At 64.5% G+C, this 23,500-nt stretch carries 18 protein-coding genes and 3 tRNA genes; 11 read left to right on the top strand and 10 right to left on the bottom strand.

The genetic code is table 11. The features are described from left to right. Positions 1–25 precede the first annotated feature (25 nt). The 6 genes from nusA (at position 26) to pnp (ending at position 8,387) form a co-directional block, all read left to right on the top strand. Positions 26–1,498, top strand: coding sequence for a transcription termination factor NusA (gene nusA, locus OEL49_RS11760; RefSeq protein ID WP_014237751.1), 1,473 nt, complete (start codon positions 26–28; stop codon positions 1,496–1,498). 22 nt (positions 1,499–1,520) lie between these two features. Continuing rightward, positions 1,521–4,313 (top strand): translation initiation factor IF-2, encoded by a 2,793-nt coding sequence (infB, locus tag OEL49_RS11755; protein WP_014237750.1) that lies wholly within the window; start codon positions 1,521–1,523, stop codon positions 4,311–4,313. Positions 4,314–4,319: 6 nt separating this feature from the next. Next, complete coding sequence (rbfA, locus tag OEL49_RS11750) at positions 4,320–4,733, top strand: 30S ribosome-binding factor RbfA (RefSeq protein WP_014237749.1); 414 nt, start codon at positions 4,320–4,322, stop codon at positions 4,731–4,733. 7 nt (positions 4,734–4,740) lie between these two features. Beyond that, entirely contained in the window at positions 4,741–5,643 is a 903-nt protein-coding gene (gene truB / locus OEL49_RS11745; protein ID WP_014237748.1) for a tRNA pseudouridine(55) synthase TruB, read from the top strand. A 164-nt stretch (positions 5,644–5,807) separates the two neighbouring features. Beyond that, positions 5,808–6,077 carry a 30S ribosomal protein S15 gene (rpsO, locus tag OEL49_RS11740; RefSeq protein ID WP_014237747.1) on the top strand — a complete coding sequence of 90 codons (270 nt, stop codon included), beginning with the start codon at positions 5,808–5,810 and terminating at the stop codon, positions 6,075–6,077. A gap of 186 nt (positions 6,078–6,263) precedes the next feature. After that, a complete protein-coding gene (pnp, locus tag OEL49_RS11735; RefSeq protein WP_014237746.1) occupies positions 6,264–8,387 on the top strand; it encodes a polyribonucleotide nucleotidyltransferase in 2,124 nt (707 codons plus the stop codon). Positions 8,388–8,502: 115 nt separating this feature from the next. Here pnp and dksA read toward each other — a convergent pair whose 3' ends face one another. Next, complete coding sequence (gene dksA, locus OEL49_RS11730) at positions 8,503–8,928, bottom strand: RNA polymerase-binding protein DksA (RefSeq protein ID WP_014237745.1); 426 nt, start codon at positions 8,926–8,928, stop codon at positions 8,503–8,505. Between the two features lie 143 nt (positions 8,929–9,071). Here dksA and OEL49_RS11725 point away from each other — a divergent pair. From OEL49_RS11725 to OEL49_RS11715, 3 genes are all read left to right on the top strand, one after another. Continuing rightward, positions 9,072–9,148 (top strand) — tRNA-Pro (locus OEL49_RS11725). A gap of 36 nt (positions 9,149–9,184) precedes the next feature. Further along, a tRNA-Arg gene (locus OEL49_RS11720) sits at positions 9,185–9,261 on the top strand. A gap of 14 nt (positions 9,262–9,275) precedes the next feature. Continuing rightward, positions 9,276–9,351, top strand: a tRNA-His gene (locus OEL49_RS11715). 60 nt (positions 9,352–9,411) lie between these two features. Here the strand turns inward: OEL49_RS11715 and OEL49_RS11710 are convergent. The 6 genes from OEL49_RS11710 to dapC all read right to left on the bottom strand — a co-directional run bounded on the left by OEL49_RS11710 (position 9,412) and on the right by dapC (position 15,926). Then, positions 9,412–10,305 (bottom strand): SPFH domain-containing protein, encoded by an 894-nt coding sequence (locus tag OEL49_RS11710; protein WP_014237744.1) that lies wholly within the window; start codon positions 10,303–10,305, stop codon positions 9,412–9,414. A 260-nt stretch (positions 10,306–10,565) separates the two neighbouring features. Then, positions 10,566–11,462, bottom strand: coding sequence for a 50S ribosomal protein L3 N(5)-glutamine methyltransferase (gene prmB / locus OEL49_RS11705; protein WP_287874763.1), 897 nt, complete (start codon positions 11,460–11,462; stop codon positions 10,566–10,568). A gap of 2 nt (positions 11,463–11,464) precedes the next feature. Beyond that, the gene (gene dapE / locus OEL49_RS11700; protein WP_287874761.1) at positions 11,465–12,616 is read right to left on the bottom strand and encodes a succinyl-diaminopimelate desuccinylase; all 1,152 of its coding nucleotides are present in this window, start codon (positions 12,614–12,616) and stop codon (positions 11,465–11,467) included. A gap of 22 nt (positions 12,617–12,638) precedes the next feature. Next, entirely contained in the window at positions 12,639–13,820 is a 1,182-nt protein-coding gene (locus OEL49_RS11695; RefSeq protein WP_287874759.1) for a PilT/PilU family type 4a pilus ATPase, read from the bottom strand. 59 nt (positions 13,821–13,879) lie between these two features. Continuing rightward, a complete protein-coding gene (gene dapD, locus OEL49_RS11690) occupies positions 13,880–14,698 on the bottom strand; it encodes a 2,3,4,5-tetrahydropyridine-2,6-dicarboxylate N-succinyltransferase (RefSeq protein WP_287874757.1) in 819 nt (272 codons plus the stop codon). A gap of 22 nt (positions 14,699–14,720) precedes the next feature. After that, complete coding sequence (dapC, locus tag OEL49_RS11685; protein WP_287874755.1) at positions 14,721–15,926, bottom strand: succinyldiaminopimelate transaminase; 1,206 nt, start codon at positions 15,924–15,926, stop codon at positions 14,721–14,723. A 56-nt stretch (positions 15,927–15,982) separates the two neighbouring features. On the opposite strand from dapC, the gene OEL49_RS11680 reads away from it, so the two are divergent. Beyond that, on the top strand, positions 15,983–16,888 hold the full coding sequence (locus OEL49_RS11680) for a DMT family transporter (RefSeq protein WP_287874753.1): 906 nt from the start codon (positions 15,983–15,985) through the stop codon (positions 16,886–16,888). Positions 16,889–16,909: 21 nt separating this feature from the next. Here OEL49_RS11680 and OEL49_RS11675 read toward each other — a convergent pair whose 3' ends face one another. The 3 genes from OEL49_RS11675 to OEL49_RS11665 form a co-directional block, all read right to left on the bottom strand. After that, positions 16,910–17,437, bottom strand: coding sequence for an adenine phosphoribosyltransferase (locus tag OEL49_RS11675; RefSeq protein WP_152089138.1), 528 nt, complete (start codon positions 17,435–17,437; stop codon positions 16,910–16,912). 7 nt (positions 17,438–17,444) lie between these two features. After that, positions 17,445–18,734 carry an NCS2 family permease gene (locus tag OEL49_RS11670; RefSeq protein WP_014237736.1) on the bottom strand — a complete coding sequence of 430 codons (1,290 nt, stop codon included), beginning with the start codon at positions 18,732–18,734 and terminating at the stop codon, positions 17,445–17,447. Positions 18,735–18,840: 106 nt separating this feature from the next. Beyond that, on the bottom strand, positions 18,841–19,539 hold the full coding sequence (locus OEL49_RS11665; RefSeq protein WP_014237735.1) for a YecA family protein: 699 nt from the start codon (positions 19,537–19,539) through the stop codon (positions 18,841–18,843). A gap of 448 nt (positions 19,540–19,987) precedes the next feature. On the opposite strand from OEL49_RS11665, the gene smc reads away from it, so the two are divergent. Then, positions 19,988–23,497 carry a chromosome segregation protein SMC gene (gene smc, locus OEL49_RS11660; RefSeq protein ID WP_130458558.1) on the top strand — a complete coding sequence of 1,170 codons (3,510 nt, stop codon included), beginning with the start codon at positions 19,988–19,990 and terminating at the stop codon, positions 23,495–23,497. Positions 23,498–23,500 lie beyond the last annotated feature (3 nt).

Raw genomic sequence — 23,500 nt, 5'->3', positions numbered from 1 at the left:
AGGCAGATACGAGGAGAGAAAAGCAATGAGCCGCGAGATTTTGTTGCTGGTGGATGCACTGGCGCGCGAAAAAAACGTTGCCAAGGATGTGGTGTTCGGCGCTCTGGAGTCGGCCCTGGCATCCGCTACCAAGAAGCGTATTAACGACGAAGCCGACGTGCGCGTCGTGATCGACCGCAATACCGGCGAGTACGAGTCCTTCCGCCGCTGGCAGGTGGTGGCTGACGAAACCTACGTCAACGAGTTCCTGGAAATGCCCCTGTCCGAAGCCCAGAAGCAGGACGAAGGCGTGGAAGTCGGCGACGTGATCGAGGAATCCCTGGAGCCCATCGACTTCGGCCGTATCGGCGCCCAGGCCGCCAAGCAGGTCATCCTGCAGCGCATCCGCGATGCCGAGCGGGAGCAGATCCTGGCCGACTTCCTGGAGCGCAAGGAACACATCGTTTCCGGCACCATCAAGCGCATGGAGCGCGGCAACGCCATTATCGAAGCCGGCAAGATCGAGGCCCTGCTGCCCCGGGACCAGATGATCCCCAAGGAAAACCTGCGCGTCGGCGACCGGGTCAAGGCCTTCCTGCTGCGTATCGATCGCAATGCCCGCGGTCCCCAGATCATCCTTTCCCGCACCGCGCCGGAATTCATCATCAAGCTGTTCGATCTGGAAGTGCCCGAGATCGAAGACGGTCTCATGGAAATCAAGGCTGCCGCCCGGGATCCCGGCATGCGAGCCAAGATCGCCGTGAAGTCCAACGATCCCCGCGTGGATCCGATCGGTACCTGCGTCGGCATGCGCGGTACCCGCGTCACCGCCGTCACCAACGAACTGGCCGGCGAGCGCGTGGACATCGTGCACTGGTCCCAGGACCCGGCCCAGTTCGTCATCGGCGCCCTGGCTCCGGCCGAAGTCAGCTCCATTGTGGTTGACGAGGAAAAGCACAGCATGGACGTGGTGGTGGACGAGGCCAACCTGGCCATCGCCATCGGCCGCGGCGGCCAGAACGTGCGCCTGGCCTCCGAACTGACCGGCTGGAACATCAACCTGATGACCCAGGAAGAGTCGGAAAAGAAGGTGGAAGCAGAAACCGCTGCCACCCGTGTGCTGTTTATGGAAAAACTGGATGTGGACGAGGAAGTCGCCAACATCCTGATCGACGAAGGCTTCTCCACCCTGGAAGAAGTTGCCTATGTGCCCCTGGCGGAAATGCTGGAAATCGAGGCCTTCGACGAAGATACGGTGAACGAGCTGCGTAACCGCGCCCGTAATGTGCTTCTGACCGAAGCCATCGTCACCGAAGAGCAACTCGAAGGTGTGGAAGATTCCCTTTTGGCCCTGGACGGTATGGACAAGTCCCTGGCTGCCAAGCTGGCTTCCGGCGGTGTGAAAACCCTGGACGACCTGGCCGACCTGGCTGTGGATGAACTCACCGAAATTACCGGCATTGACGCAGATCGCGCCAAGCAACTGATTACCAACGCCCGCTCGCACTGGTTCGAGTGAGAGGGAAGGGAGAGAAGTAAATATGGCGCAAACCACCGTATCCCAATTTGCCGCCGAGCTGAAAATGCCGGCCGCTGTTCTTCTGGAACAGCTACAGAAAGCCGGCGTCAGCAAGCAAGCCGCTGAAGATCAGCTCTCCGAGCAGGACAAGACCCGTCTGCTCGACTACCTGCGCAGCAGCCACGGCGAAGCCCAGGGTAAGAACAAGATTACCCTGACCCGCAAGCAGACCAGCGAGATCAAGGCCCAGGATTCCACCGGCAAGACTCGTACCGTCCAGGTCGAAGTGCGCAAGAAGCGCGTCCTGGTCAAGCGTGAAGCCGGCGAAGGCGTGGTCGAGGCAGCAGTCGAAGAAGCCCAGCAAGCTGCTGTTCAGGCTGAGCCGGTTGTCGAGCCCGTGGCTGCACCCGTGGTCGAGGCCGCGCCCGAACCTGTGCCCGAGCCCGTGGTGGAAGTTGCTCCCGAACCCGCACCCGAGCCTGTGCCCGAACCCGTGGTGGAAGCCGCTCCCGAGCCCGTTGCTGCTCCGGCTGAGGAGCCCGTGGCTGCCGCCGAGCCTGCTCCGGCTGCCGCGCCGACCCGCACCAAGGTGGTCAAGCGCAGCATGGTTTCCGTCATCGGCGAAGCCGAGATGAAAGCCCGGGAAGAAGAGGCCCGTCGCCACCAGGCCCTGCTGGAACACCAGCAGCGGGAATACCAGGAAAAGCAGGCCCGCGCCGCCGAACTGGTGCGCCTGCGGCGTGAAGCCGAGGAAAAGGCCGTGGCCCTGAAGGCTGCTGAAGCTGCCAAGAAGGCGGCGACCGCCCACCAGGTGGCCCAGCCGGCAGACGACAAGCCCGCCGACCGCACCCTGCACAAGCCCGCTGGCAAGCCCGGCGACGCCAAACCCGGTGCAAAGAAAGAAGGCGGCTGGAACGACGGCAACAAGAAGCGTCCCGGTCTCAAGACCCGTGGCGGCGATGCCAACAGCGGCTGGCGCAGTGGCGGCGGCAAGCATGGCAAGCGCCATGGCGGCGGCAACGACGAAGCCCATGCCTTCCAGGCACCGACCGAACCCATCGTGCGTGAAGTACACGTGCCCGAAACCATTTCCGTGGCTGATCTGGCCCACAAGATGGCAGTCAAGGCCACCGAGGTGATCAAGACCCTGATGAAGATGGGTTCCATGGTCACCATCAACCAGGTGCTGGACCAGGAAACCGCCATGATCGTGGTGGAAGAAATGGGCCACAAGGCACTGGCGGCCAAGCTGGATGATCCGGATGCCTTCCTCGACGACGCCGTCGAGCATGTGGATGTGAAGCAGGAGCCCCGCGCCCCGGTGGTGACCGTGATGGGTCACGTGGACCACGGCAAGACCTCCCTGCTCGACTATATCCGCCGCACCCGCGTGGCTTCCGGCGAAGCCGGCGGCATTACCCAGCACATCGGCGCCTACCACGTGGAAACTCCCCGCGGCATGGTGACCTTCCTCGACACCCCGGGTCACGAGGCCTTCACGGCCATGCGGGCCCGCGGTGCCAAGGCCACCGACCTGGTGATCCTGGTGGTGGCGGCCGACGACGGCGTCATGCCCCAGACCAAGGAAGCCATCCACCACGCCAAGGCGGCCAATGTGCCCCTGGTGGTGGCGGTGAACAAGATCGACAAGCCCGAAGCCAATCCGGACCGCGTCAAGCAGGAGCTGATTGCCGAAGGCGTGGTGCCGGAAGAGTACGGCGGCGATTCCCCCTTCGTGCCGGTGTCTGCCAAGAAGGGTACCGGTATCGACGACCTGCTGGAGCATGTGCTGCTGCAGGCCGAAGTGCTGGAACTGACCGCGCCCAAGGATGCTCCGGCCAAGGGCATCATCATCGAAGCCCGTCTGGACAAGGGCAAGGGCCCCGTGGCCACCATCCTGGTGCAGTCCGGCACCCTGAAGCGGGGCGACATCGTCCTGGTCGGTCAGGTGTTCGGCAAGGTGCGCGCCATGCTCGACGAGAACGGCAAGCCCATCGACCAGGCCGGTCCTTCCATCCCGGTGGAAATCCAGGGCCTGTCCGACGTGCCGGCTGCCGGCGAGGAAGCCATGGTGCTGGCCGATGAGCGCAAGGCCCGTGAAATCGCCCTGTTCCGTCAGGGCAAGTTCCGCGAAGTGAAGCTGGCCAAGCAGCAGGCCGCCAAGCTCGAGTCCATGTTCGACAACATGGGCGAGGGCGCCGCCAAGTTCCTGCCGCTGATCGTCAAGTCCGACGTGCAAGGTTCCCAGGAAGCCTTGGTGCAGTCCCTGAACAAGCTGTCCACCGACGAAGTGCGGGTGAACGTGATCCACGCAGCGGTCGGTGCCATTACCGAAACCGACGTGAACCTGGCATCCGCCTCCAAAGCCGTCATCATCGGCTTCAATACCCGTGCCGATGCCGGCGCCCGCAAGGCGGCCGATACTTTCGGCGTGGATATCCGCTACTACAACATCATCTACGACGCCGTGGATGAGGTGAAGGCAGCCCTGTCCGGCATGCTGTCCCCGGAAAAGCGGGAACAGATCACCGGTCTGGTGGAGATTCGTCAGGTCTTCCGCATTTCCAAGGTCGGTTCCATCGCCGGTTGTCTGGTGCTGGAAGGCGTGGTCAAGCGCAATTCCCGCGTCCGTCTGCTGCGCAACAACGTGGTGCAGTGGGATGGCGAGCTGGACTCCCTGAAGCGTTACAAGGATGACGTGAAGGAAGTGAAGGGCGGCTTCGAGTGCGGTCTGTCCCTGAAGAACTTCAATGAAATCGAGGAAGGCGATCAACTGGAAGTGTACGAAATCCAGGAAATCGCCCGGAGCCTGTAAGGCACGATGGCTAACAAGAGTTTTTCACGCAAGGACCGGGTGAATGAGCAGATCCGCCGCGAACTGGCGGAGCTCATTCGCACCGAGCTGAAGGACCCTCGCGTCGGCATGGTCAGCCTGACCGACGTCGAGGTGACTCCCGATTACGCCCATGCCAAGGTTTTCTTCACCACCCTGGCGGCCTCGGAGCAGCTGGCGGAAATCAAGAAGGGCCTGGACAAGGCTTCCGGTTTCCTGCGGCGGGAACTGGGGCGCCGGGTGCGCATCCACACCACGCCCCAGCTGCATTTCGTGTACGACAATTCCATCGAGCACGGCACCAGCCTTTCCCGTCTGATCGACGAAGCGGCGGCCACCAGCCGCCAGACTTCGCCCGACGAGGATGGGGAAGCCCCGCCGGATACCGCTGCCGAAAGCTGACCAGCTCATGTCCAAACCCAGACGCACCTGGAAACAGGTGGATGGGGTGCTGTTGCTGGACAAGCCCCTTCACCTCTCCTCCAACGACGCGCTGCAAAAGGCGCGTCGTTTCTTTTCGGCCGCCAAGGCCGGCCATACCGGTACCCTCGATCCCCTGGCCACCGGCCTGCTGCCCATCTGCTTCGGCGAAGCCACCAAGTTTTCCGCCGACCTGCTGGATGCCGACAAGGCCTATGTTGCCGATGTCCGCCTCGGTCAGACCACGGCCACCGGCGATGCGGAGGGTGAAATCCTGCAGACCCGGCCGGTACAGGTTTCCGCCGAGCAGCTGGCTGCCGTGCTGCCCCGCTTCACCGGGGTGATTGCCCAGGTGCCGCCCATGTATTCGGCCCTCAAGCGCGATGGCAAGCCGCTCTACGAGCTGGCCCGCCAGGGGCTGGAAGTGGAGCGGGAAGCCCGGGAAGTAACCATTCTCAGCCTGGCTGCCAGCGATTTCGACGGCGTTAACTTCCGTCTGCATGTGGATTGCAGCAAGGGTACCTACATCCGTACCCTGGCCGAGGACATTGGCGAGGCCCTCGGCTGCGGTGCCCATCTGACGGGCCTGCGGCGTACCCGGGTCGGTCCGCTGGAACTGGATCGTGCGGTGTCCCTGGCAGAGCTGGAAAATACGGAGGAGGCGGACCGGGGGCGCTACCTGCTGCCGGTGGATGCCTTGCTGCGCAGCCTGCCCGAGGTATTGCTGGAGGCTGAATCCCTGCAGCGCTTTGCCCACGGCAATCCGGTGGCAACCGAACTCCAGTCCGGCAAGGCCCGGGTCTATGGCGAGGGCGTCCTGCAGGGGGTGGGAGAGGTCAGGGAAGGCAAGCTGTGGCCCTACCGCCTGCTGCGCCAGAAGGACAACGGCTAGGGGCGTGCAAAATAGCGGGGAATGGCCGGAATTATCTTGCTACTCCTCTGCTCCCTGCGTATAATCCGCCGCTTCGCTCCCCGTGGAGCGAAGTTTTTTTAACCGTCGGGCGCCTGGCTCTATCAAACTGGGGCAGCGTCGTAACACTCAAGAGAGTTTGACATATGGCTATCAACACCACTCAAAAGGCCCAGATCGTTGGCGATTTCCAACGCGCTCAGGGCGATACCGGTTCCTCCGAAGTGCAGATCGCGCTGCTGACCGCACGCATCAACGACCTGACCGGTCACTTCAAGGAACACATGAAGGATCACCACTCCCGTCGCGGTCTGCTGCGCATGGTGTCCCGCCGCCGCAAGCTGCTGGACTACCTGAAGCGCACCGATGTGGACAAGTACCGCAGCGTTATCGAGCGTCTGGGCCTGCGCAAGTAATCTTGCCCACGCCTGATACCGTCCGCCCATGCGGTCGGGACGCATCAAGTAGCGTTTGAAAGAGCGGGCGGCCTTTGGCCGCGCCGCTCTTTTGCTTTCCGGGAGCATGGTTTTCCCCGGGTAAGCAGGTAGAATCGGCGGTTGCAAGAATTTAAGCGAAGACAAGAGAAAGAGAGAAAGGAAGATATGTTCAATATTGCAAAGAAAACCTTCACCTACGGTGCCCATCAGGTCACTCTGGAAACCGGCGAGATTGCTCGCCAGGCCTCCGGCGCCGTACTGGTCACCGTTGACGACACCGTGGTCCTGGTGACCGTGGTCGGCGCCAAGCAAGCCAAGCCGGGTCAGGATTTCTTCCCCCTGACCGTCGACTATGTCGAGAAGACCTACGCTGCCGGCAAGATCCCCGGTGGCTTCTTCAAGCGCGAAGGCCGTCCTTCCGAAAAGGAAACCCTGACCTCCCGCCTGATCGACCGTCCCATCCGCCCCCTGTTCCCTGAAGGCTTCTACAACGAAGTCCAGGTGGTGGCGACCGTCATGTCCCTGAATCCCGAAGTGGATTCCGACATTCCCGCCCTGATCGGTGCCTCCGCTGCCCTGGCCATTTCCGGCATTCCCTTCTCCGGCCCCATCGGTGCAGCCCGCGTCGGCTACATCGACGGCCAGTACGTGCTGAATCCCTCCGCCACCCAGCTCAAGGACAGCAAGCTGGACCTGGTGGTTGCCGGCACCCAGTCCGCCGTGCTGATGGTGGAATCCGAAGCCAAGGAACTCTCCGAAGAAGTCATGCTGGGCGCCGTGGTCTACGGCCACGAGCAGATGCAGGCCGTCATCAACGCCATCAATGAACTGGTGGAAGAAGCCGGCAAGCCCGAATGGGAATGGCAAGCTCCGGCCCAGGACCAGGTCCTGGTGGGCAAGCTGGAAGCCCTGGTCAAGGCCAAGCTGGAAGAGGCTTACAGCATCACCAGCAAGCAGACCCGCAGCCAGCGCGTCAAGGAAATCCGCAGCGAAGCCGTTGCCGCCCTGTGCCAGGGTGAAGATGCTCCCGACGAAAACACCGTGGCCGACCTGTTCTTCGCCATGGAAGCCGCCATCGTCCGCGGCCGCATCCTGGCCGGCGAGCCCCGCATCGACGGTCGCGACACCCGCACCGTGCGTCCCATCACCGTGCGTACCGGCGTGCTGCCCCGTACCCACGGTTCCGCCCTGTTCACCCGTGGTGAGACCCAGGGCCTGGTGGTGGCCACCCTCGGTACCAGCCGCGACGAGCAGATCATCGATGCCCTGGCCGGCGAGTACAAAGACCGCTTCATGCTGCACTACAACATGCCTCCCTACGCCACTGGCGAAACCGGCCGCGTCGGTTCCCCCAAGCGTCGCGAGATTGGTCACGGTCGTCTGGCCAAGCGTGCCCTGCTAGCCGTGCTGCCGCCCGCCGACGAGTTCTCCTACTCCATGCGCGTGGTGTCCGAGATCACCGAATCCAATGGCTCCTCCTCCATGGCTTCCGTCTGTGGCGGCTCCCTGGCGCTGATGGATGCTGGCGTGCCCCTCAAGTCCCACGTGGCCGGTATCGCCATGGGCCTGATCAAGGAAGGCAACCGCTTCGCCGTGCTGACCGACATCCTGGGTGACGAAGACCACCTGGGCGACATGGACTTCAAGGTGGCCGGTACCGATTCCGGTATCACCGCCCTGCAGATGGACATCAAGATCCAGGGCATCACCAAGGAAATCATGGCGGTGGCGCTGGATCAGGCCAAGGCCGGTCGCCTGCACATCCTGAACATCATGCAGGATGCCCAGGATGCTCCGCGTACGGAAATGTCCGCTTACGCTCCCCGTCTGTACACCATGAAGATCAATCCGGAAAAAATCCGTGACGTGATCGGCAAGGGTGGCGCGGTAATCCGTGCCCTGACCGAGGAAACCGGTACTTCCATCGACATCCAGGACGACGGCACCATCACCATTGCCTCCACCGACGGTGAAGCCGCCGAGATGGCCCGCAAGCGCATCGAGGCCATCACCGCTGAAGTGGAAGTGGGCAAGGTCTACGAAGGTCCTGTGCTGAAGATTCTGGACTTCGGTGCCATCGTCAGTGTCCTGCCGGGCAAGGATGGTCTGCTGCACATCTCCCAGATCGCCAACGAGCGCGTCAATGCCGTGGCCGACTACCTCAAGGAAGGTCAGGTCGTCCGCGTCAAGGTTCTGGAAACCGACGAGAAGGGTCGCATCCGCCTGTCCATGAAGGCTGTGGCTGCCGAAGAGGCTGCTCCCGCCGTGGCTGCAGAACCGCAACAGTAAGTTTTTCACCGTTGCAAAGGAAAAAGGGCGCTTCGGCGCCCTTTTTCATAGTTTGATCCGCCGACAATAAAAAAGCGCAGCCGAGGCTGCGCTTTTTTGCGGCGGAGTGCTCCGCTTACTTGGCGACCTGCTTTTCCCGCAGTTCCTCCAGGGTCTTGCAGTCGATGCATAGGGTTGCCGTGGGGCGGGCTTCCAGGCGCTTGATGCCGATTTCCACGCCGCACTTGTCGCAGAAGCCGTAGTCGCCGGAATCGATGCGACCCAGGGTCTCGTCGATCTTCTTGATCAGCTTGCGCTCCCGGTCCCGGTTGCGCAGTTCCAGGGCGATATCCGTTTCCTGGCTGGCCCGGTCGTTGGGGTCGGCAAAGACAGTGGCTTCATCCTGCATGGTATGCACCGTGCGCTCGATGTCAGCCATCAACTCCTGCTTCAGCGTGCCAAGAATGGCGCGGAAGTGAGCCAGCTGCTTGCTGTTCATGTATTCCTCGCCCTTCTTGGGGACGTAGGGCGTGAAATGTTTGTGGAGCAAATCTTCAGCCATGTTCGAAGACCATCCGTGTTTGTGCAAAAAGGCGATTAAATATCAGAAAAGCATCTTACCTGCAACAATCATTGATTGCACGAAAAAAAACTACTTTTGGCGCTTGACCACCCCGGGGGGCATGTGTAGAATTCGCGTCTCTTCGGGGCGTAGCGCAGCCTGGTAGCGCATCTGCTTTGGGAGCAGAGGGTCGTGAGTTCGAATCCCACCGCCCCGACCAGCAGATACAGGTTGCACCCAAGGCGAGCGAGAATTAGCGCCCGTAGCTCAACAGGATAGAGCAACGGCCTTCTAAGCCGTAGGTTGTGAGTTCGAGCCTCGCCGGGCGCGCCAAACAGGTTTCAGTGGCGGTATTAGCTCAGTTGGTAGAGCACTGGATTGTGATTCCAGGTGTCACCGGTTCGATCCCGGTATATCGCCCCAAAATAAAGAAAAACCCGGCCTAGTGCCGGGTTTTTCTTTTTCTGCTTCAAAAATTCAACTTTAATCTTCCGCCACCGCGCTGTTGCCCGCAGTTTTGCCCAGCTTTGCCGCCAGCCCCAGCAGGGGGGCGTTGCCGGGGTCCCTGGCCACATCCAGCAATACCAGATTGCCGTACTTGCCGATGTCGCGCATGGCATCGATGCGGTTGGTTTCCAGCAAGACGGTCAGGGCTTCGGCCGAATTGACGTGGAATTTCTCGAAGTCGGCGAGGGATTCCCGCAGACCTTCGGCCAGCAGCTTGCGCGAGTCGGCCAGGCCTTTGGCCCGGGCCCGCTGGGCGTCGGCCTCCGCTTCGGCCTGGCGCACGGTCTTGATGCGCATGGCTTCCGCTTCCTGTTCCGCAGCCTCCCGTTCCCGCTTGGCGGCCACCACCCGGTTGAAGGAGGCCTGGACGTCGCCGGAGACCGTGGGCTGGTCTACCAGCACCGCTTCCAGGACGTATCCGAATTCCTCCAGCTTGGCCGAGAGGGCCTTTTCCACCTGAGTCACAAGATGGTCCCGGTCCTTGAACAGGTCCTCCAGGGTCATGGAAGCGGCGATGGCGCGGATGGTGTTGAGGACCCAGGTGGAGATCTGGGCCGACGGGTTCTGCAGCTTGTACCAGGCATGGCTGGCACGCTCCGGTGTGACACGGATCATCAGGCTGACGGGGAGGGAGACAAACATGTTGTCCGAGGTCTTCACCTCCACCGTGCTCTGCACTTCGTCGATGCGCAGGGAGAGCATGCCGGTGACGCGCTGGAAGGGGAAGAAAATCCAGTTGAGGCCGGGCTCCAGCACCCGGGAATAGCGGCCCAGGGTTTCAACGACGGCGGCGGTCTGCTGATTGATGATGCGGATGCCGAGAACAGCGATGGCCACGGCCAGGATCAGCAAGAGTGACATCAGTTCCATGAAGAAAATCTCCGGATTGAGGTGGTGCTAGTGTAATCCGGTTGTCATCGTCGGCGGGTAGGATTCAGCCGTCACAGGGAGCAAACCGCTTGAGCAAGGATGATGAACATGATGGAACTGGAACAGGTGCTGGCCCGCATTCTGCGCGATACCCGCGGTCAGTGGGGATTGAGCTGAAATCTGCGGAATGCCCATAAAAAAAGCCCAGGTGTTTGCCTGGGCTTTTTTTATGTCGGGTCGTTTGGCCCTTCGTTCCGTCTTCAGTTGGGCAATTCCTCACGCCGCAGCAGGAAGACGAACTGGTCGCCACCGGAAGTGTCGAGCCAGGTAAATGGGGTCTGGGGGTAGGCTTCTTCCAGGACGTCCCGGTTGTGGCCGATTTCCACCACCAGCAGGCCGCCGGGGTTGAGGTGGTCCTTGGCTTCCCGCAGCAGGGTGCGCACCAGGTCCAGCCCGTCGTCGCCCCCGGCCAGGGCCAGTTCCGGCTCGGCCCGGTATTCCGGTGGCAGGGTTTCCATGGATTCCGCATTGACGTAGGGCGGGTTGGAAATGATGAGGTCGTAGCGCTGGCTCGCCAATCCGGCGAAGAGGTTGGATTGCACCAGGCGCAGCCGGTCTTCCAGGCCGTAGTCGGCCACGTTGCGCTTGGCCACTTCGAGGACGTCGGCAGAGATGTCCACGCCGTCCACGTCGGCTTCGGGGAAGGCCAGGGCCGCCAGGATGGCGAGACAGCCGGAGCCGGTGCAGATGTCGGCTACCCGGGTGATGGCCCAGGGATCGTCGATCCAGGGGGCGAACTGCTCTTCCAGCAGTTCAGCGATGAAGGAGCGGGGCACGATGACCCGTTCGTCGACGTAGAAGCTATGCTCGCCGAGCCAGGCTTCATGGGTCAGGTAGGCCGCCGGAACGCGGCTTTTGACGCGGCGTTCGATGATGTGCAGGACGGTGTTGCGCTCGGCTTCGGTGAGGCGGGCGTCGAGGAAGGGTTCCAGCCGGTCCAGGGGCAGATGCAGGGTGTGCAGCAGCAGATAGACGGCTTCGTCCCAGGCATTGTCGGAGCCGTGGCCGAAGAACAACTCGGCTTCGTTGAAACGGCTGACGGCGTAGCGCAGCAGGTCGCGCAGGGTGAAGAGTTCGGTGCGGGCGTTTTCGGACATAGTCAGGTCAGCAGTTTTTCCAGGATGCGGCAATAGGTGGCGGAGAGGCGGGGCAGGGCGGCGGCCTCCACGCACTCGTCGATTTTGTGGATGGTGGCATTCACCGGCCCCAGTTCGATCACCTGGGGGCAGATTTCGGCAATGAAGCGGCCGTCGGAAGTGCCGCCGGTGGTGGAGAGTTCGGTCTCAATTTCCAGTTCCTCGCGGATGGCCGCCATGGCTGCATCCACCAGGGGACCGCGCCCCGTGAGGAAGGGCTTGGCGCCCAGGGTCCAGGCCAGGTCGTAGTCGATGCCGTGCTTGGCGAGGACGGCTTCGAGGCGGCTTTTCAGGCCTTCCGGGGTGCTGGCGGTGGAGAAGCGGAAGTTGAAGAGGATGTCCACCGTGCCGGGAATGACGTTGGTGGCACCGGTGCCGCCCCTGATGTTGGAGACCTGCCAGGTGGTGGGCGGGAAGTACTCGTTGCCCTGGTCCCACTCGGTGGCAGCCAGTTCGGCGATGGCCGGCGCTGCCAGATGGATCGGATTCTTTGCCAGGTGCGGGTAGGCGATGTGGCCCTGGATGCCCTTCACCGTCAGGCGGCCGGAGAGGGAGCCGCGGCGGCCGTTCTTCACCATATCGCCCAGGCGATTGACGCAGGTGGGCTCGCCGACGATGCAGCAGTCGATGCCTTCACCGCGCGCCTGTAGGGCTTCCACCACGGCCACGGTGCCGTCGGTGGCGTCGCCTTCCTCATCGGAGGTGAGCAGGAAGGCGATGGAGCCCTGGTGCTGCGGATGGCGGGCGACGAAGGTTTCCACGGCGGTGACGAAGGCGGCCAGGGAGCCCTTCATGTCGGCGGCGCCGCGGCCATAGAGCATGCCGTCGCGCAGGGTGGGCGTGAAGGGATCGGAGGCCCATTGCTCCACGGGGCCGGTGGGCACCACGTCGGTATGGCCGGCCAGGCAGACCAGGGGAGCGGCGCTGCCGCGGCGGGCCCAGAGGTTCACCGTGTTGCCCCGGTTGATGGCTTCCAGGGTGAAGCCGAGGGGCTTCAGGCGGGCGCTGATGAGGTCCATGCAGCCGCCGTCTTCCGGGGTGACGGAGCGGCGGGAAATGAGCTGTGCGGCCAGGTCCAGGGTCGGGTCGCTGGTGCAGGAGTTGGGCTGGGACATGAATGGTGGTGAGGTGATGGTCTTATTCGTCGCTCATGCTGAGCGTGAATTCCTTGAAGGAGGCGCCCCCCGTTGGATTGGTGACATGGGGGTCGATGGAGGGTTCGGCCGGCGCTTCCTCGATGGCGGCGGTACCGCTGTTGCCGAACTCCGAGTTGTTGATCAGCCAGGAGAGGTTGGTCGGCGAATCGGAGGTGCCCAGGGCCTCTTCCAGGGTGATGACGTTGGTCTTGTAGAGGCGGAACAGGTCCTGCTCGAAGGTCTGGGAACCGGGGGCCAGGCTTTGTTCCATGGCCTCCTTGATGGCATTGATCTCGCCACGTTCGATCAGTTCCTGGATGTGGCGGGTGTTGAGCAGGATTTCCGCCGTGGGAATGCGCTTGCCGTCCGGCTTCTTCAGCAGCCGCTGGGAAATGATGGCCTTGAGACTGACCGACAGGTCCAGGTTGAGGGCAGAGCGGTTTTCCAGGGGGAAGAAATTGATGATGCGGTTGAGGGCGTGGTAGCTGTTGTTGGCGTGCAGGGTGGCCAGGCACAGGTGGCCGGTCTGGGCGTAGGCCAGGGCAGCGGACATGGTCTGCTTGTCCCGGATTTCGCCGATGAGGATGCAGTCCGGGGCCTGGCGCATGGCGTTCTTCAGGGCATTGTCCCAATCGGCAGTATCCATGCCGATTTCCCGCTGGTTCACGATCGACTTCTTGTGCTTGAAGAGGAATTCGATCGGGTCCTCCACCGTCAGGATGTGGCCAGAACGGTTGGCGTTGCGGTGATCCAGCATGGAGGCGATGGTGGTGGACTTGCCCGAGCCGGTGGAGCCGACAATGAGGATCAGGCCCCGCTTTTCCATGATCAGTTCGCTCAGCACCGGAGGCAGCCCCAGGCTGTCCAGGGCCGGGATGTTGCCCAGGATGTAGCGGATGACGATGGAGGTGGAACCGCGCTGGCGGAAGAGATTCACCCGGAAATTGCCGACCCCGGACATGCCGAAGGACAGGTTCATTTCCATGGTCTGGGCAAAGGTCGCCAGTTGCTCGGCGTTCAGCAGTTCCTCGGCGATCTTGTCGATCATGGCCGGGTCCATCATCTGCTGGTTCACCGGGATGGTGTTGCCCTGGATCTTGATGTGGATGGGGGCGCCGGCGGAGATGAAAATGTCCGAGGCCTGCTTTTCCGCCATCAGCTGGAACAGCTTGTCGAGAATCACGCTTCCTCCCTCCCGCCGAAAAGATTGGGGCGCCTCGTGGCGCCCCTGTTGTTATTGGCTTAGTCGCGCAGCAGTTCGTTGATGCTGGTCTTGGCCCGGGTCTGGGCGTCCACCTTCTTCACGATCACGGCGCAGTACAGGCTGTGGCTGCCGTCCTTGGCCGGCAGGTTGCCGGAGACGACCACGGAGCCGGGGGGGATGCGGCCGTAGCTGATCTCGCCGGTTTCCCGGTCGTAGATCTTGGTGGACTGGCTGATATACACGCCCATGGAGATGACGGAACCTTCGCCGACGATGACGCCTTCCACCACTTCGGAGCGGGCGCCGATGAAGCAGTTGTCCTCGATGATGGTGGGGTTGGCCTGCAGGGGTTCCAGCACGCCGCCGATGCCGACGCCGCCGGAGAGGTGCACGTTCTTGCCGATCTGGGCGCAGGAGCCGACGGTGACCCAGGTATCCACCATGGTGTTTTCATCGACGTAGGCGCCGATGTTCACGTAGGAGGGCATCAGCACGGCGCCCTTGGCGATGTAGGAGCCGCGACGGGCCACGGCCGGCGGCACGACGCGGAAGCCGCCCTGGCGGAACATGTGCTCGTCGTAGTTGGCGAACTTGGTCTGCACCTTGTCGAAGAAGCGCAGGTCACCGGACTGCTGCAGCACATTGTCCTGCAGGCGGAAGGAGAGCAGCACGGCCTTCTTGATCCACTGGTGGGTGACCCAGTCGCCGTTGATTTTCTCGGCGACGCGCAGGGTGCCCTTGTCCAGCTGTTCCAGCACGTGGTCCACGGCTTCGCCGATCTTGGCGGGGGCGGTGCCGGGCTGCAGGGAGGTGCGGTTTTCCCAGGCGTCTTCGATGATCTGTTGCAGTTCTTGCATGTTGTCGTTTCCGTTTTGGGGGTTAGGGTTGCTGTTCGAGTTGCTGCACAAAGAGGCGGATGCGTTCGGCGGCTTCCAGGCAGTCGGCCAGGGGGGCCACCAGGGCGATCCGGACAAAATTCTCGCCGGGATTCACGCCCCGCGCCTCGCGCGCCAGGTAGCTGCCCGGCAGGACCACGACATTATAGTCGGCGAGCAGACGGCGGGCGAACTCGGTATCGGCGATGGGCGTGCGGGCCCACAGGTAGAAGCTGGCATCCGGCAGGCCGGTCTGCAGCACGGAGGCGACGATGGGCGTCACCGCATCGAACTTTTCCTTGTACTGGCGACGGTTTTCCCGCACATGGGCTTCCTCGTTCCAGGCGATGGCGGAGGCCGCCTGCACCGCCGGGTTCATGGCGCCGCCGTGGTAGGTGCGGTAGAGCAGGAATTTCTTCAGCACTGCCGCATCGCCGGCGACGAAGCCGGAGCGCAGGCCCGGCACGTTGGAGCGCTTGGAGAGGGAGGAGAACATGACCAGGCGCTCGAAACCCCGTCCCAGCTGTTTTGCAGCCTGCAGGCCGCCCAGAGGCGGCTTGGCTTCGTCGAAGTAGATTTCCGAGTAGCACTCGTCGGAGGCGATGACGAAGCCGTACTTGTCGGAGAGGGCGAAGAGCTTCTTCCAGTCTTCCAGGTCCAGCACCTTGCCGGTGGGGTTGCCGGGGGAGCAGACATAGAGCAGTTGCACCCGGGCCCAGTCGGCCTCGGAGAGGGCCTCCAGTTCCAGGGAGAAGTCGTTCTCCGGCAGGGTGTTGAGGAAGTAGGGTTCGGCCCCGGCCAGGTAGGCCGCGCCTTCGTAGATCTGGTAGAAGGGATTGGGGCTGACCACCAGGGGCACGTAGCCGCGGCTGGGGTCGATGACGGTCTGGGCGAAGGCGAAGAGGGCTTCGCGGGAACCGTTCACCGGCAGGATCTCGGTGTCCGGATTGACGCCGGCCAGGCCGTAGCGGCGCTCCATCCAGGCGGCGATGGCCTGGCGCAGGGCGGGCGTTCCCTGGCTTGTGGGATAATTGGCGAGGCCGCCCAGATTGGCCGTCAGGGCTTCCTTGATGAAGCCCGGGGTGGCGTGCTGGGGCTCGCCGATGGACAGCTTGATTTCCTGGTAGTCCGGATTGGGCGTGACGCCCTGGAACAGCTGGCGCAGTTTTTCGAAGGGGTAGGGCTGCAGCTTGGCGAGAAATGGATTCACGGCGGGGTTCCCGGTGTGGGGCTGGGCTGAAAACAACGGATTATAAAGGGCGGAGCGTGAGGGAAGAAGCGGCACGGAGAGGAAATGGCAGGCGCACCCACCTGGCCGTCGGCGCCCTGCTCACCGGCGCCCTGGTCTGGGGTGTGCTGTGGTATCCCTACCGGGTGCTGGCCGGCCTGGGCATCAGCGGCATCGCCGCCTCGGCCCTGACCTACGCGGTGGCCCTGGCGCTGGCCCTGGTCTTCTGGCGCCGGGCCCTGGCCGCCCTGCGGCCCTCCTGGCTGCTGGCGGCCATCGGCCTGGCCGGCGCCGCCTGCAACATGGGTTATGTATTGGCCACCCTGCACGGGGAAGTGATGCGGGTGCTGCTGCTGTTCTACCTGGCGCCCCTGTGGACCATCCTGCTGGCACGCTGGTGGCTGGGGGAGCAGCTGGGGGTGTGGGGGCTGGCGGTGGTGGGCCTGTCCCTGGGCGGTGCCGCCGCCATGCTCTGGCATCCGGCCATGGGCCTGCCCTGGCCCCGCAATGGGGCCGAATGGCTGGGCCTGGCGTCCGGCTTCTTCTTTGCCTGTTCCAACGTGCTGTCGCGACGGGCCCAGGCCCTCTCCATCGAGGTCAAGTCCGTCGCCATGTTCGTCGGTGCCCTGGTCATCAGCGGTGCCCTGCTGCTCACCGGCTGGGGCTCCATGCAGTGGCCCCAGAGCGGTGCCGGCGTCCTGTGGCTGCTGGGTATCGGCGTGATCCTGATGCTGGTGAACAGGGTGGTGCAGTTCGGCCTGCACCACACCGCGGCCAACCGGGCCATCGTCATCCTGCTCTCGGAGCTGGTTTTTGCCGCCATCTCCGCCTGGTTCCTGGCGGGGGAGACCATGGGGGCGCGGGAGTGGCTGGGTGGGGCCATGATCGCTGCCGCCAGCCTGTTGTCCACCCGCCTGGAAGCACGGGTGGAAGCGGCTGCCTGAGCCGTTCTGCAGCCTATCGCCTCAGTAGCGGAGGAGGGTGAAGGCCGGCAGGCCGGCCTCCGCCAGACGGGCCGATCCGCCCAGTTCCGGCAGGTCCACCACCGCCGCCGCTTCAATGATGCGGGCCCCCAGCCGGGTCATGAGATTGACCGCCGCCAGCAGGGTGCCACCGGTGGCGATGAGGTCGTCGATGATGAGCACGTGTTCCCCCGGCAGAGCCGCATCCGTATGCACCTCGATGCTGGCCTCGCCGTATTCCAGGGCATAGGACTCCTGCATCGTGGTGAAGGGCAGCTTGCCCGCCTTGCGTACCGGGATGAAGCCGCAGCCGAGCCGGTAGGCCAGGGCGGCGCCGATGATGAAGCCCCGGGCGTCGATGCCGACCACGGCGTCGATGTGGCTGTCGGCATAGCGCTCGGCGAAGGCGTCGATGAGGCGGCGGAAGGCGGCGCCGTCCCGCAGCAGGGGCGTGATGTCGCGGAACTGCACGCCGGGCTGGGGCCAGTCGGCAATGGTGCGGATGTGGGAGGCGAAAAAGGCGTCGTTCATGGGCAGCTCAGAGCAGGGCGAATTTGAGGACGAAGGCCAGGGCGATGACCACCACCATGGGCTTGAGGTCGCCCTGCCGGCCCGACAGCAGCTTGAGGGCGGCATAGGTGATGAAGCCGAAGGCGATGCCGTGGGCGATGGAGAAAGTGAAGGGCATGGTGATGGCCGTCACCACCGCCGGGGCCGACTCGGTGAGGTCGTCCCAATCGATCTCGGCCAGGCCGCGCACCATCAGCACCGCCACATAGCACAGGGCCGGAGCGGTGGCATAGGCCGGCACCACCCCGGCCAGGGGCGCGAGGAAGAGGGCGGCCAGGAACAGCAGGGCCACCACCACGGCGGTGAGGCCGGTGCGGCCGCCGACGGAGGTGCCGGCGGCGGACTCGATGTAGGCGGTAGTGGAGGAGGTGCCCAGGGCGGCGCCGGCCAGGATGGCGCCGGAGTCGGCCAGCAGGGCCTTCTTCAGGCGCGGCAGGCGGCCCTCGGCGTCGAGCAGGCCGGCCCGGTGGCAGACGCCGATGAGGGTGCCGGAGGCGTCGAACAGTTCCACCAGGAAGAAGGTCATGACCACGGTCAGTAGGCCGGCGTGGAAGGCGCCTTCCAGGTCCATCTGCAGGAAGGTGGGGGCGATGCTGGGCGGCATGGCGACGATGCCGTTGAAAGGCGTCAGACCCAGCAGCATGGAGGTGGCGGTGACTGCCAGGATGCTGATGATGATGGCGCCGGGAACGCGGCGCTGCTCCAGGGCCAGGATCAGGATGAAGCCGCCGATGGCCAGCAGGGCGCCCGGCTGGTGCAGGTCCCCCAGGGTCAGCAGGGTGGCCGGATGGGCGGTGATGAGGCCGGCGTTCTTGAGGCCGATGATGGCCAGGAACAGGCCGATGCCGGCGGAGATGGCGTACTTGAGGGAGCGGGGAATGGCATTGACGATGGCTTCCCGCAGGCGGAACAGGCTGATCAGGACGAACAGGCAGCCGGAGATGAAGACGGCGCCCAGGGCCGTCTGCCAGGGGAAGTGCATGCCGCCGACGACGGTGAAGGCGAAATAGGCGTTGAGGCCCATGGCCGGGGCCAGTGCGATGGGGTAGTTGGCGTAGAGCCCCATGATGGCCGAGCCGAGGGCGGCGGCCAGGCAGGTGGAGACGAACACCGCCTCCCGGGGCATGCCGGCGGCCGAGAGAATGTCCGGGTTCACGAAAATGATGTAGGCCATGGTGAGGAAGGTGGTGATCCCCGCCATGAGCTCGGTGCGAGCGGTGGTGCCGTGGGCAGACAGTTGGAAGTAGCGTTCCAGCATCGGAAGAATCCTGGAAGATCGACGGCAGGAGGCCGTCGCCGGTGGAAGGAAGGGGTGGGCGGGCCCCGGCGGCGCGGGGCCGCCGGGGCAGGGCTTCAGCTGAGGCTCATTCCTTGCCGCAGCACTGCTTGTACTTCTTGCCGCTGCCGCAGGGGCAGGGATCGTTGCGGCCCACCTTGTCGCCGTCGCGGCGCTGGGTGGCCGGGTTGCGCTTGGCCAGCCAGAAGCGGTGGATTTCGGCCACGGCCAGGGGCAGGTCATCCTGGCACTGCTTTTCCATGTCGGCCTTTTCCTTGCCGTCAGGCCATTCCTCGCCGTGTTCCTTGGCGGCGGCCTCGGCTTCGCCGGTCAGCACCATGAAGGGGAACAGGCGCTCGTCCAGCCATTCCAGTTCCTCTTCGTCGGCGATGGCGTCGAACCAGTCTTCCGGCGCCGCATCCACGCCCAGCAGGTAGGCGGAACACCAGGGGGCGAAATCGCTGGGGGCGTCGTCCCCTTCCTCCTGGCCGTAGAGCAGTAGTACGGGGGGCTCGCCGGAGTTGAGCAGCTCGGCCTGGCCGGCGGCGAAGCGGCGCAGCAGGCCGGTCAGTTCCTGGCCAGCGGGGCTGGCGGCGGCTTCGTCGCTGCCCAGGACCTCGGCCAGCCATTCTTCTTCGGGCACCGGCACCGGGCCGCCCAGGGTGGCGCAGAGGTAGCCCTGGATTTCGTCCAGGCGCAGGGTGTCTTCCAGGGCCGGGTCGTCCAGCAGGACTTCCAGACGGTCCAGGTCGGCATCGTTGAGCGGGGTGGGGGGAGTGGTGGTCATGGTGAGGTCTCAGGGTTTGATTTCAGTGGAATCCGGGTGCAACAAATCGGTCGTGTGGGGCCTTGGCCGGGGCTGGTCTGCCGGCGGCGGTGTTGTGCGGCAGGGCGGAAAACCGGACATGTCGCCTGCCACGCCGAGGCGCTTCAGGCGGGGCGCCGCACTGCCGTTGCCTGAATGAAACTGTCGGCGGACGGCCAGTTTTTGCTGCTGCCCGGCCCGGTCCCGGTTTCTGCCGGTGAAAAAGGACCGGGGCATGATGGCGGGGTAGTTCGTCCGCCACAGGCAAAATGCTATTATACGCGCCCATGTATGTGGATTCCGGGGCGCCCGCAGTCTTTTCTGGCGCCCTTTTCGTTTCATTTGGATTAACGAGAAACGCGATCCGGGCTTTTCGGGGGAAAAACCAAGTTTTCTCCTCCGGCCGACCCGCCGCCTGACTGACCCGCCGATGCGCCTGACCAAGCTCAAACTTGCCGGCTTCAAATCCTTTGTCGATCCCACCATGGTGGCCCTGCCGGGGCAGCTGGTGGGCGTCGTCGGCCCCAACGGCTGCGGCAAGTCCAACATCATGGACGCGGTGCGCTGGGTGCTGGGGGAGTCCAAGGCCTCGGAGCTGCGCGGCGAGTCCATGCAGGACGTCATCTTCAACGGCTCCTCCAACCGCAAGCCGGTGTCCCGGGCCTCCGTCGAGCTGATCTTCGACAATTCCCTGGGCCGGGCCATGGGCCAGTGGAGCCAGTACGCCGAACTGTCGGTGAAGCGGGTGCTGACCCGTTCCGGCCAGTCCGACTACCTGATCAACAACATCAAGGTCCGCCGCAAGGACATCACCGACCTGTTCCTGGGCACCGGCCTGGGCCCCCGGGCCTACGCCATCATCGGCCAGGGCATGATCTCCCGCATCATCGAGGCCAAGCCCGACGAGTTGCGGGTGTTCCTGGAAGAGGCCGCCGGCGTCACCCGCTACAAGGAACGGCGCAAGGAAACCGAAGGTCGCCTGGCCGACACCCGGGAAAACCTGCTGCGGGTGGAGGACATCCGTCTCGAGCTGGCCGGCCAGATGGAGCGCCTGGAAGCCCAGGCCGCCGTGGCCCGCCAGTACCACCAGCTGAACGACGAACTGACCCTGAAGCAGCAGGTGCTGTGGGTGCTGCGGCGCAACGAGGCCAAGGCCGAGCAGCAGCGCTTCGCCATGGAAATCGAGCGGGCCGGCACCGACCTGGAAGGCCAGACCGCCGCCCTGCGCGACATCGAGGCCCAGCTGGAAGCCTCCCGGGAAGCCCATTTCGCCGCCAGCGACGGCGTGCACCAGGCCCAGAGCGACCTCTTCGCAGTCAATGCGGACGTGGCCCGGCTGGAAACGGAAATCCGCCACCAGCGCGAATCCGGCGTGCAGCTGGAATCCCGTCTGGCCCAGCTGGAAGGCGAGCAGCAGCACTGGCAGGAACAGGCCGAGCGCCTGGACATGGACGAGGAACGCTGGCGCGAACTGCAACTGGTGGCCGAAGGCCGCCAGGAACAGGCCCAGATGAAGCTGGAGGCCCGCCAGGAACGCCTGCCCATGGCCGAGGAGGCCCAGGCGGCGGCCCAGGAGGCCCTCAACCAGCAGCGGGCCGAGATGGCCAAGGTGGAGCAGGCACTGCAGGTGGAACAGACCCACCGCAGCCATGCCGAGCGCACCCTGCAAAGCATCGCCCAGCGCCGCGACCGCATGGAGCAGGAGCGGGAAAGCCTGGCCGATCCGGATACCAGCGAGCTGGACCTGAAGACCGAGGAACTGGCCGAACAGCAGGAGCGCCTGATCGCCCTGCAGGACAAACTGGGCGCCGCCCAGGGCGAACTGCCCCAGCTCGAGGCCCGTCGCCGCGAGTTGCTGGAGGAAGTGCAGGCAGCCGTGAAGGACGTGGCCGATGTGCGCGCCCGCCGCGCCGCCCTGGAACAGTTGCAGGAGCGGGTCCAGTCCGGCGGCAAGGTGGGTGAATGGCTGCGCCGCCACGGCCTGGAAAGCCGCACCCCCCTGTGGAAGCGCCTGGAGGTGGACGCGGGCTGGGAAGACGCGGTGGAAGCCGTGCTGCGCGAACGCCTCAACGCCGTTTCCCTGGAAGACCCGGCGGCCCTGGCCGCCCTGGTGGACGACAAGCCGGCGGGCAAGCTGACCCTGCTCCTCTCCGGCGCCGCCGAAGCCCCGGCCGGCGGCCTGCTGGGCCGCATCCGCTGCCATGAGCCGGCCCTGGCCGGCGTCCTGGCCGACTGGCTGCACGGCATCGATTGCGTGGACAGCATGGAGGCGGCCCTGCAGCGGCGCGCCAGCCTGGCCCCCGGCCAGCTGCTGGTGACCCGGGAAGGCCATCTGCTGAGCCGTCACAGCCTGACCCTGTTCGCCCCCGATTCGGCCGAACACGGCCTGCTGGAACGCCAGCGGGAAATCGAGGCCCTCGCCGCCGCCCTGGACGACAAGCAACTGGCGGTGGAAACCGCCCAGGCCCGCCTGGCCGAAGTGGAGGAACGCATCGCCGCCGGCCAGAGCGACAGCCAGAACCTGCGCCGCCGCACCCAGGAACAGCAGGACCGCATCCACACCCTGCAGATGGAAGTGATGCGGCAGAACCAGATTCTCGAGCGCATCCGGGAGCGCCACGCCCAGATCGAACAGGCCGCGGCCGAACTGGCGGCGGAAGAGGAAGTGGAGCAGGAGCGCCTCTTCATCGCCGACGAGGCCATCGCCCAGCAGCGGGAAAACCTGGACGCCCTCCATGCCCGCTTCGCCGGCGTGCGGGCCCGCCTGGAAGAGGCGGACCGGGCCCTGCGCGAGGAGCGGGAGGCCCTGGCCAACGTGGAGCGGGAACACCGGGAAGCCCAGTTCTCCCTGCGCGAGGCCGAAGGCAAGCTGGCCGAAGTGGCCAACAACCGGGTCATGTCCCAGCGCCAGCTGCAGCGCATCGCCGACGACCTGGCCCAGTGCCGCCAGACCCGGGAAAACCTTCAGGTCGAGATTCTCGAACCCAAGCTGCAGGAAGCCCTGGAACAGCGCGTGCTGCGCGAGCAGGCCCTGGCGGCCCAGCGGGAGGCCATGGAAAACGCCACCCAGGCCCTGCGCCAGCTGGAAGAGCAGCGCCTGAAGATCGAGCAGGGCCTCAACCCCATGCGCGACCGGGTCGGCGAACTGCGCCTCAAGGAACAGGCGGCGGCCCTCAATGTGGAACAGCTCACCGCCCAGCTGCTGGAAGCCGGCGCCAACGAGGAAGTCCTGGCGGAACAGGCCCAGGCCTTCGCCGGCACCAAGGCCAGCAGCCTGCAAAGCTCCATCGGCAGCCTGCAGAAGGCCATCCTGGAACTGGGAGCGGTGAACCTGGCGGCCCTGGAGGAACTGGAATCGGCGACCCAGCGCAAGCAGTTCCTCGACGACCAGGCGGAAGACCTGAACACCGCCATGGAAACCCTGGAAAACGCCATCCGCCGCATCGACAAGGAAACCCGGGACCTGCTGCAGGCCACCTACGACACGGTGAACCGGCACTTCGGCGAACTGTTCCCGACTCTCTTCGGCGGCGGCGAGGCCCGGCTGGTGATGACCGGCGACGAGATCCTCGATGCCGGCGTGCAGATCACCGCCCAGCCCCCGGGCAAGAAGAACGCCACCATCCATCTGCTCTCCGGCGGCGAGAAGGCCCTCACCGCCATCGCCCTGGTGTTCGCCATGTTCCAGCTCAACCCGGCGCCCTTCTGCCTGCTCGACGAAGTGGATGCGCCCCTGGACGATTCCAATACCGAGCGCTTTGCCGAGATGGTCAAGCGCATGTCTGCCAATACCCAGTTTTTGTTCATCAGCCACAACAAGATCGCCATGGAAATGGCCCAGCAACTGGTGGGCGTGACCATGCAGGAATCCGGGGTGTCCCGGATCGTCGAGGTGGATATCGCCGAGGCCCTGCGCATGCGCGAACAGGTGGCCGCATGACCC

Origin of the sequence: Azospira sp., from assembly GCF_030247495.1 — a bacterium.
Taxonomy (GTDB): Bacteria; Pseudomonadota; Gammaproteobacteria; order Burkholderiales; family Rhodocyclaceae; genus Azospira; species Azospira oryzae.
Note: the sequence above shows the minus strand (reverse complement) of the source record. Positions and strands in the feature narration are given on the sequence as shown.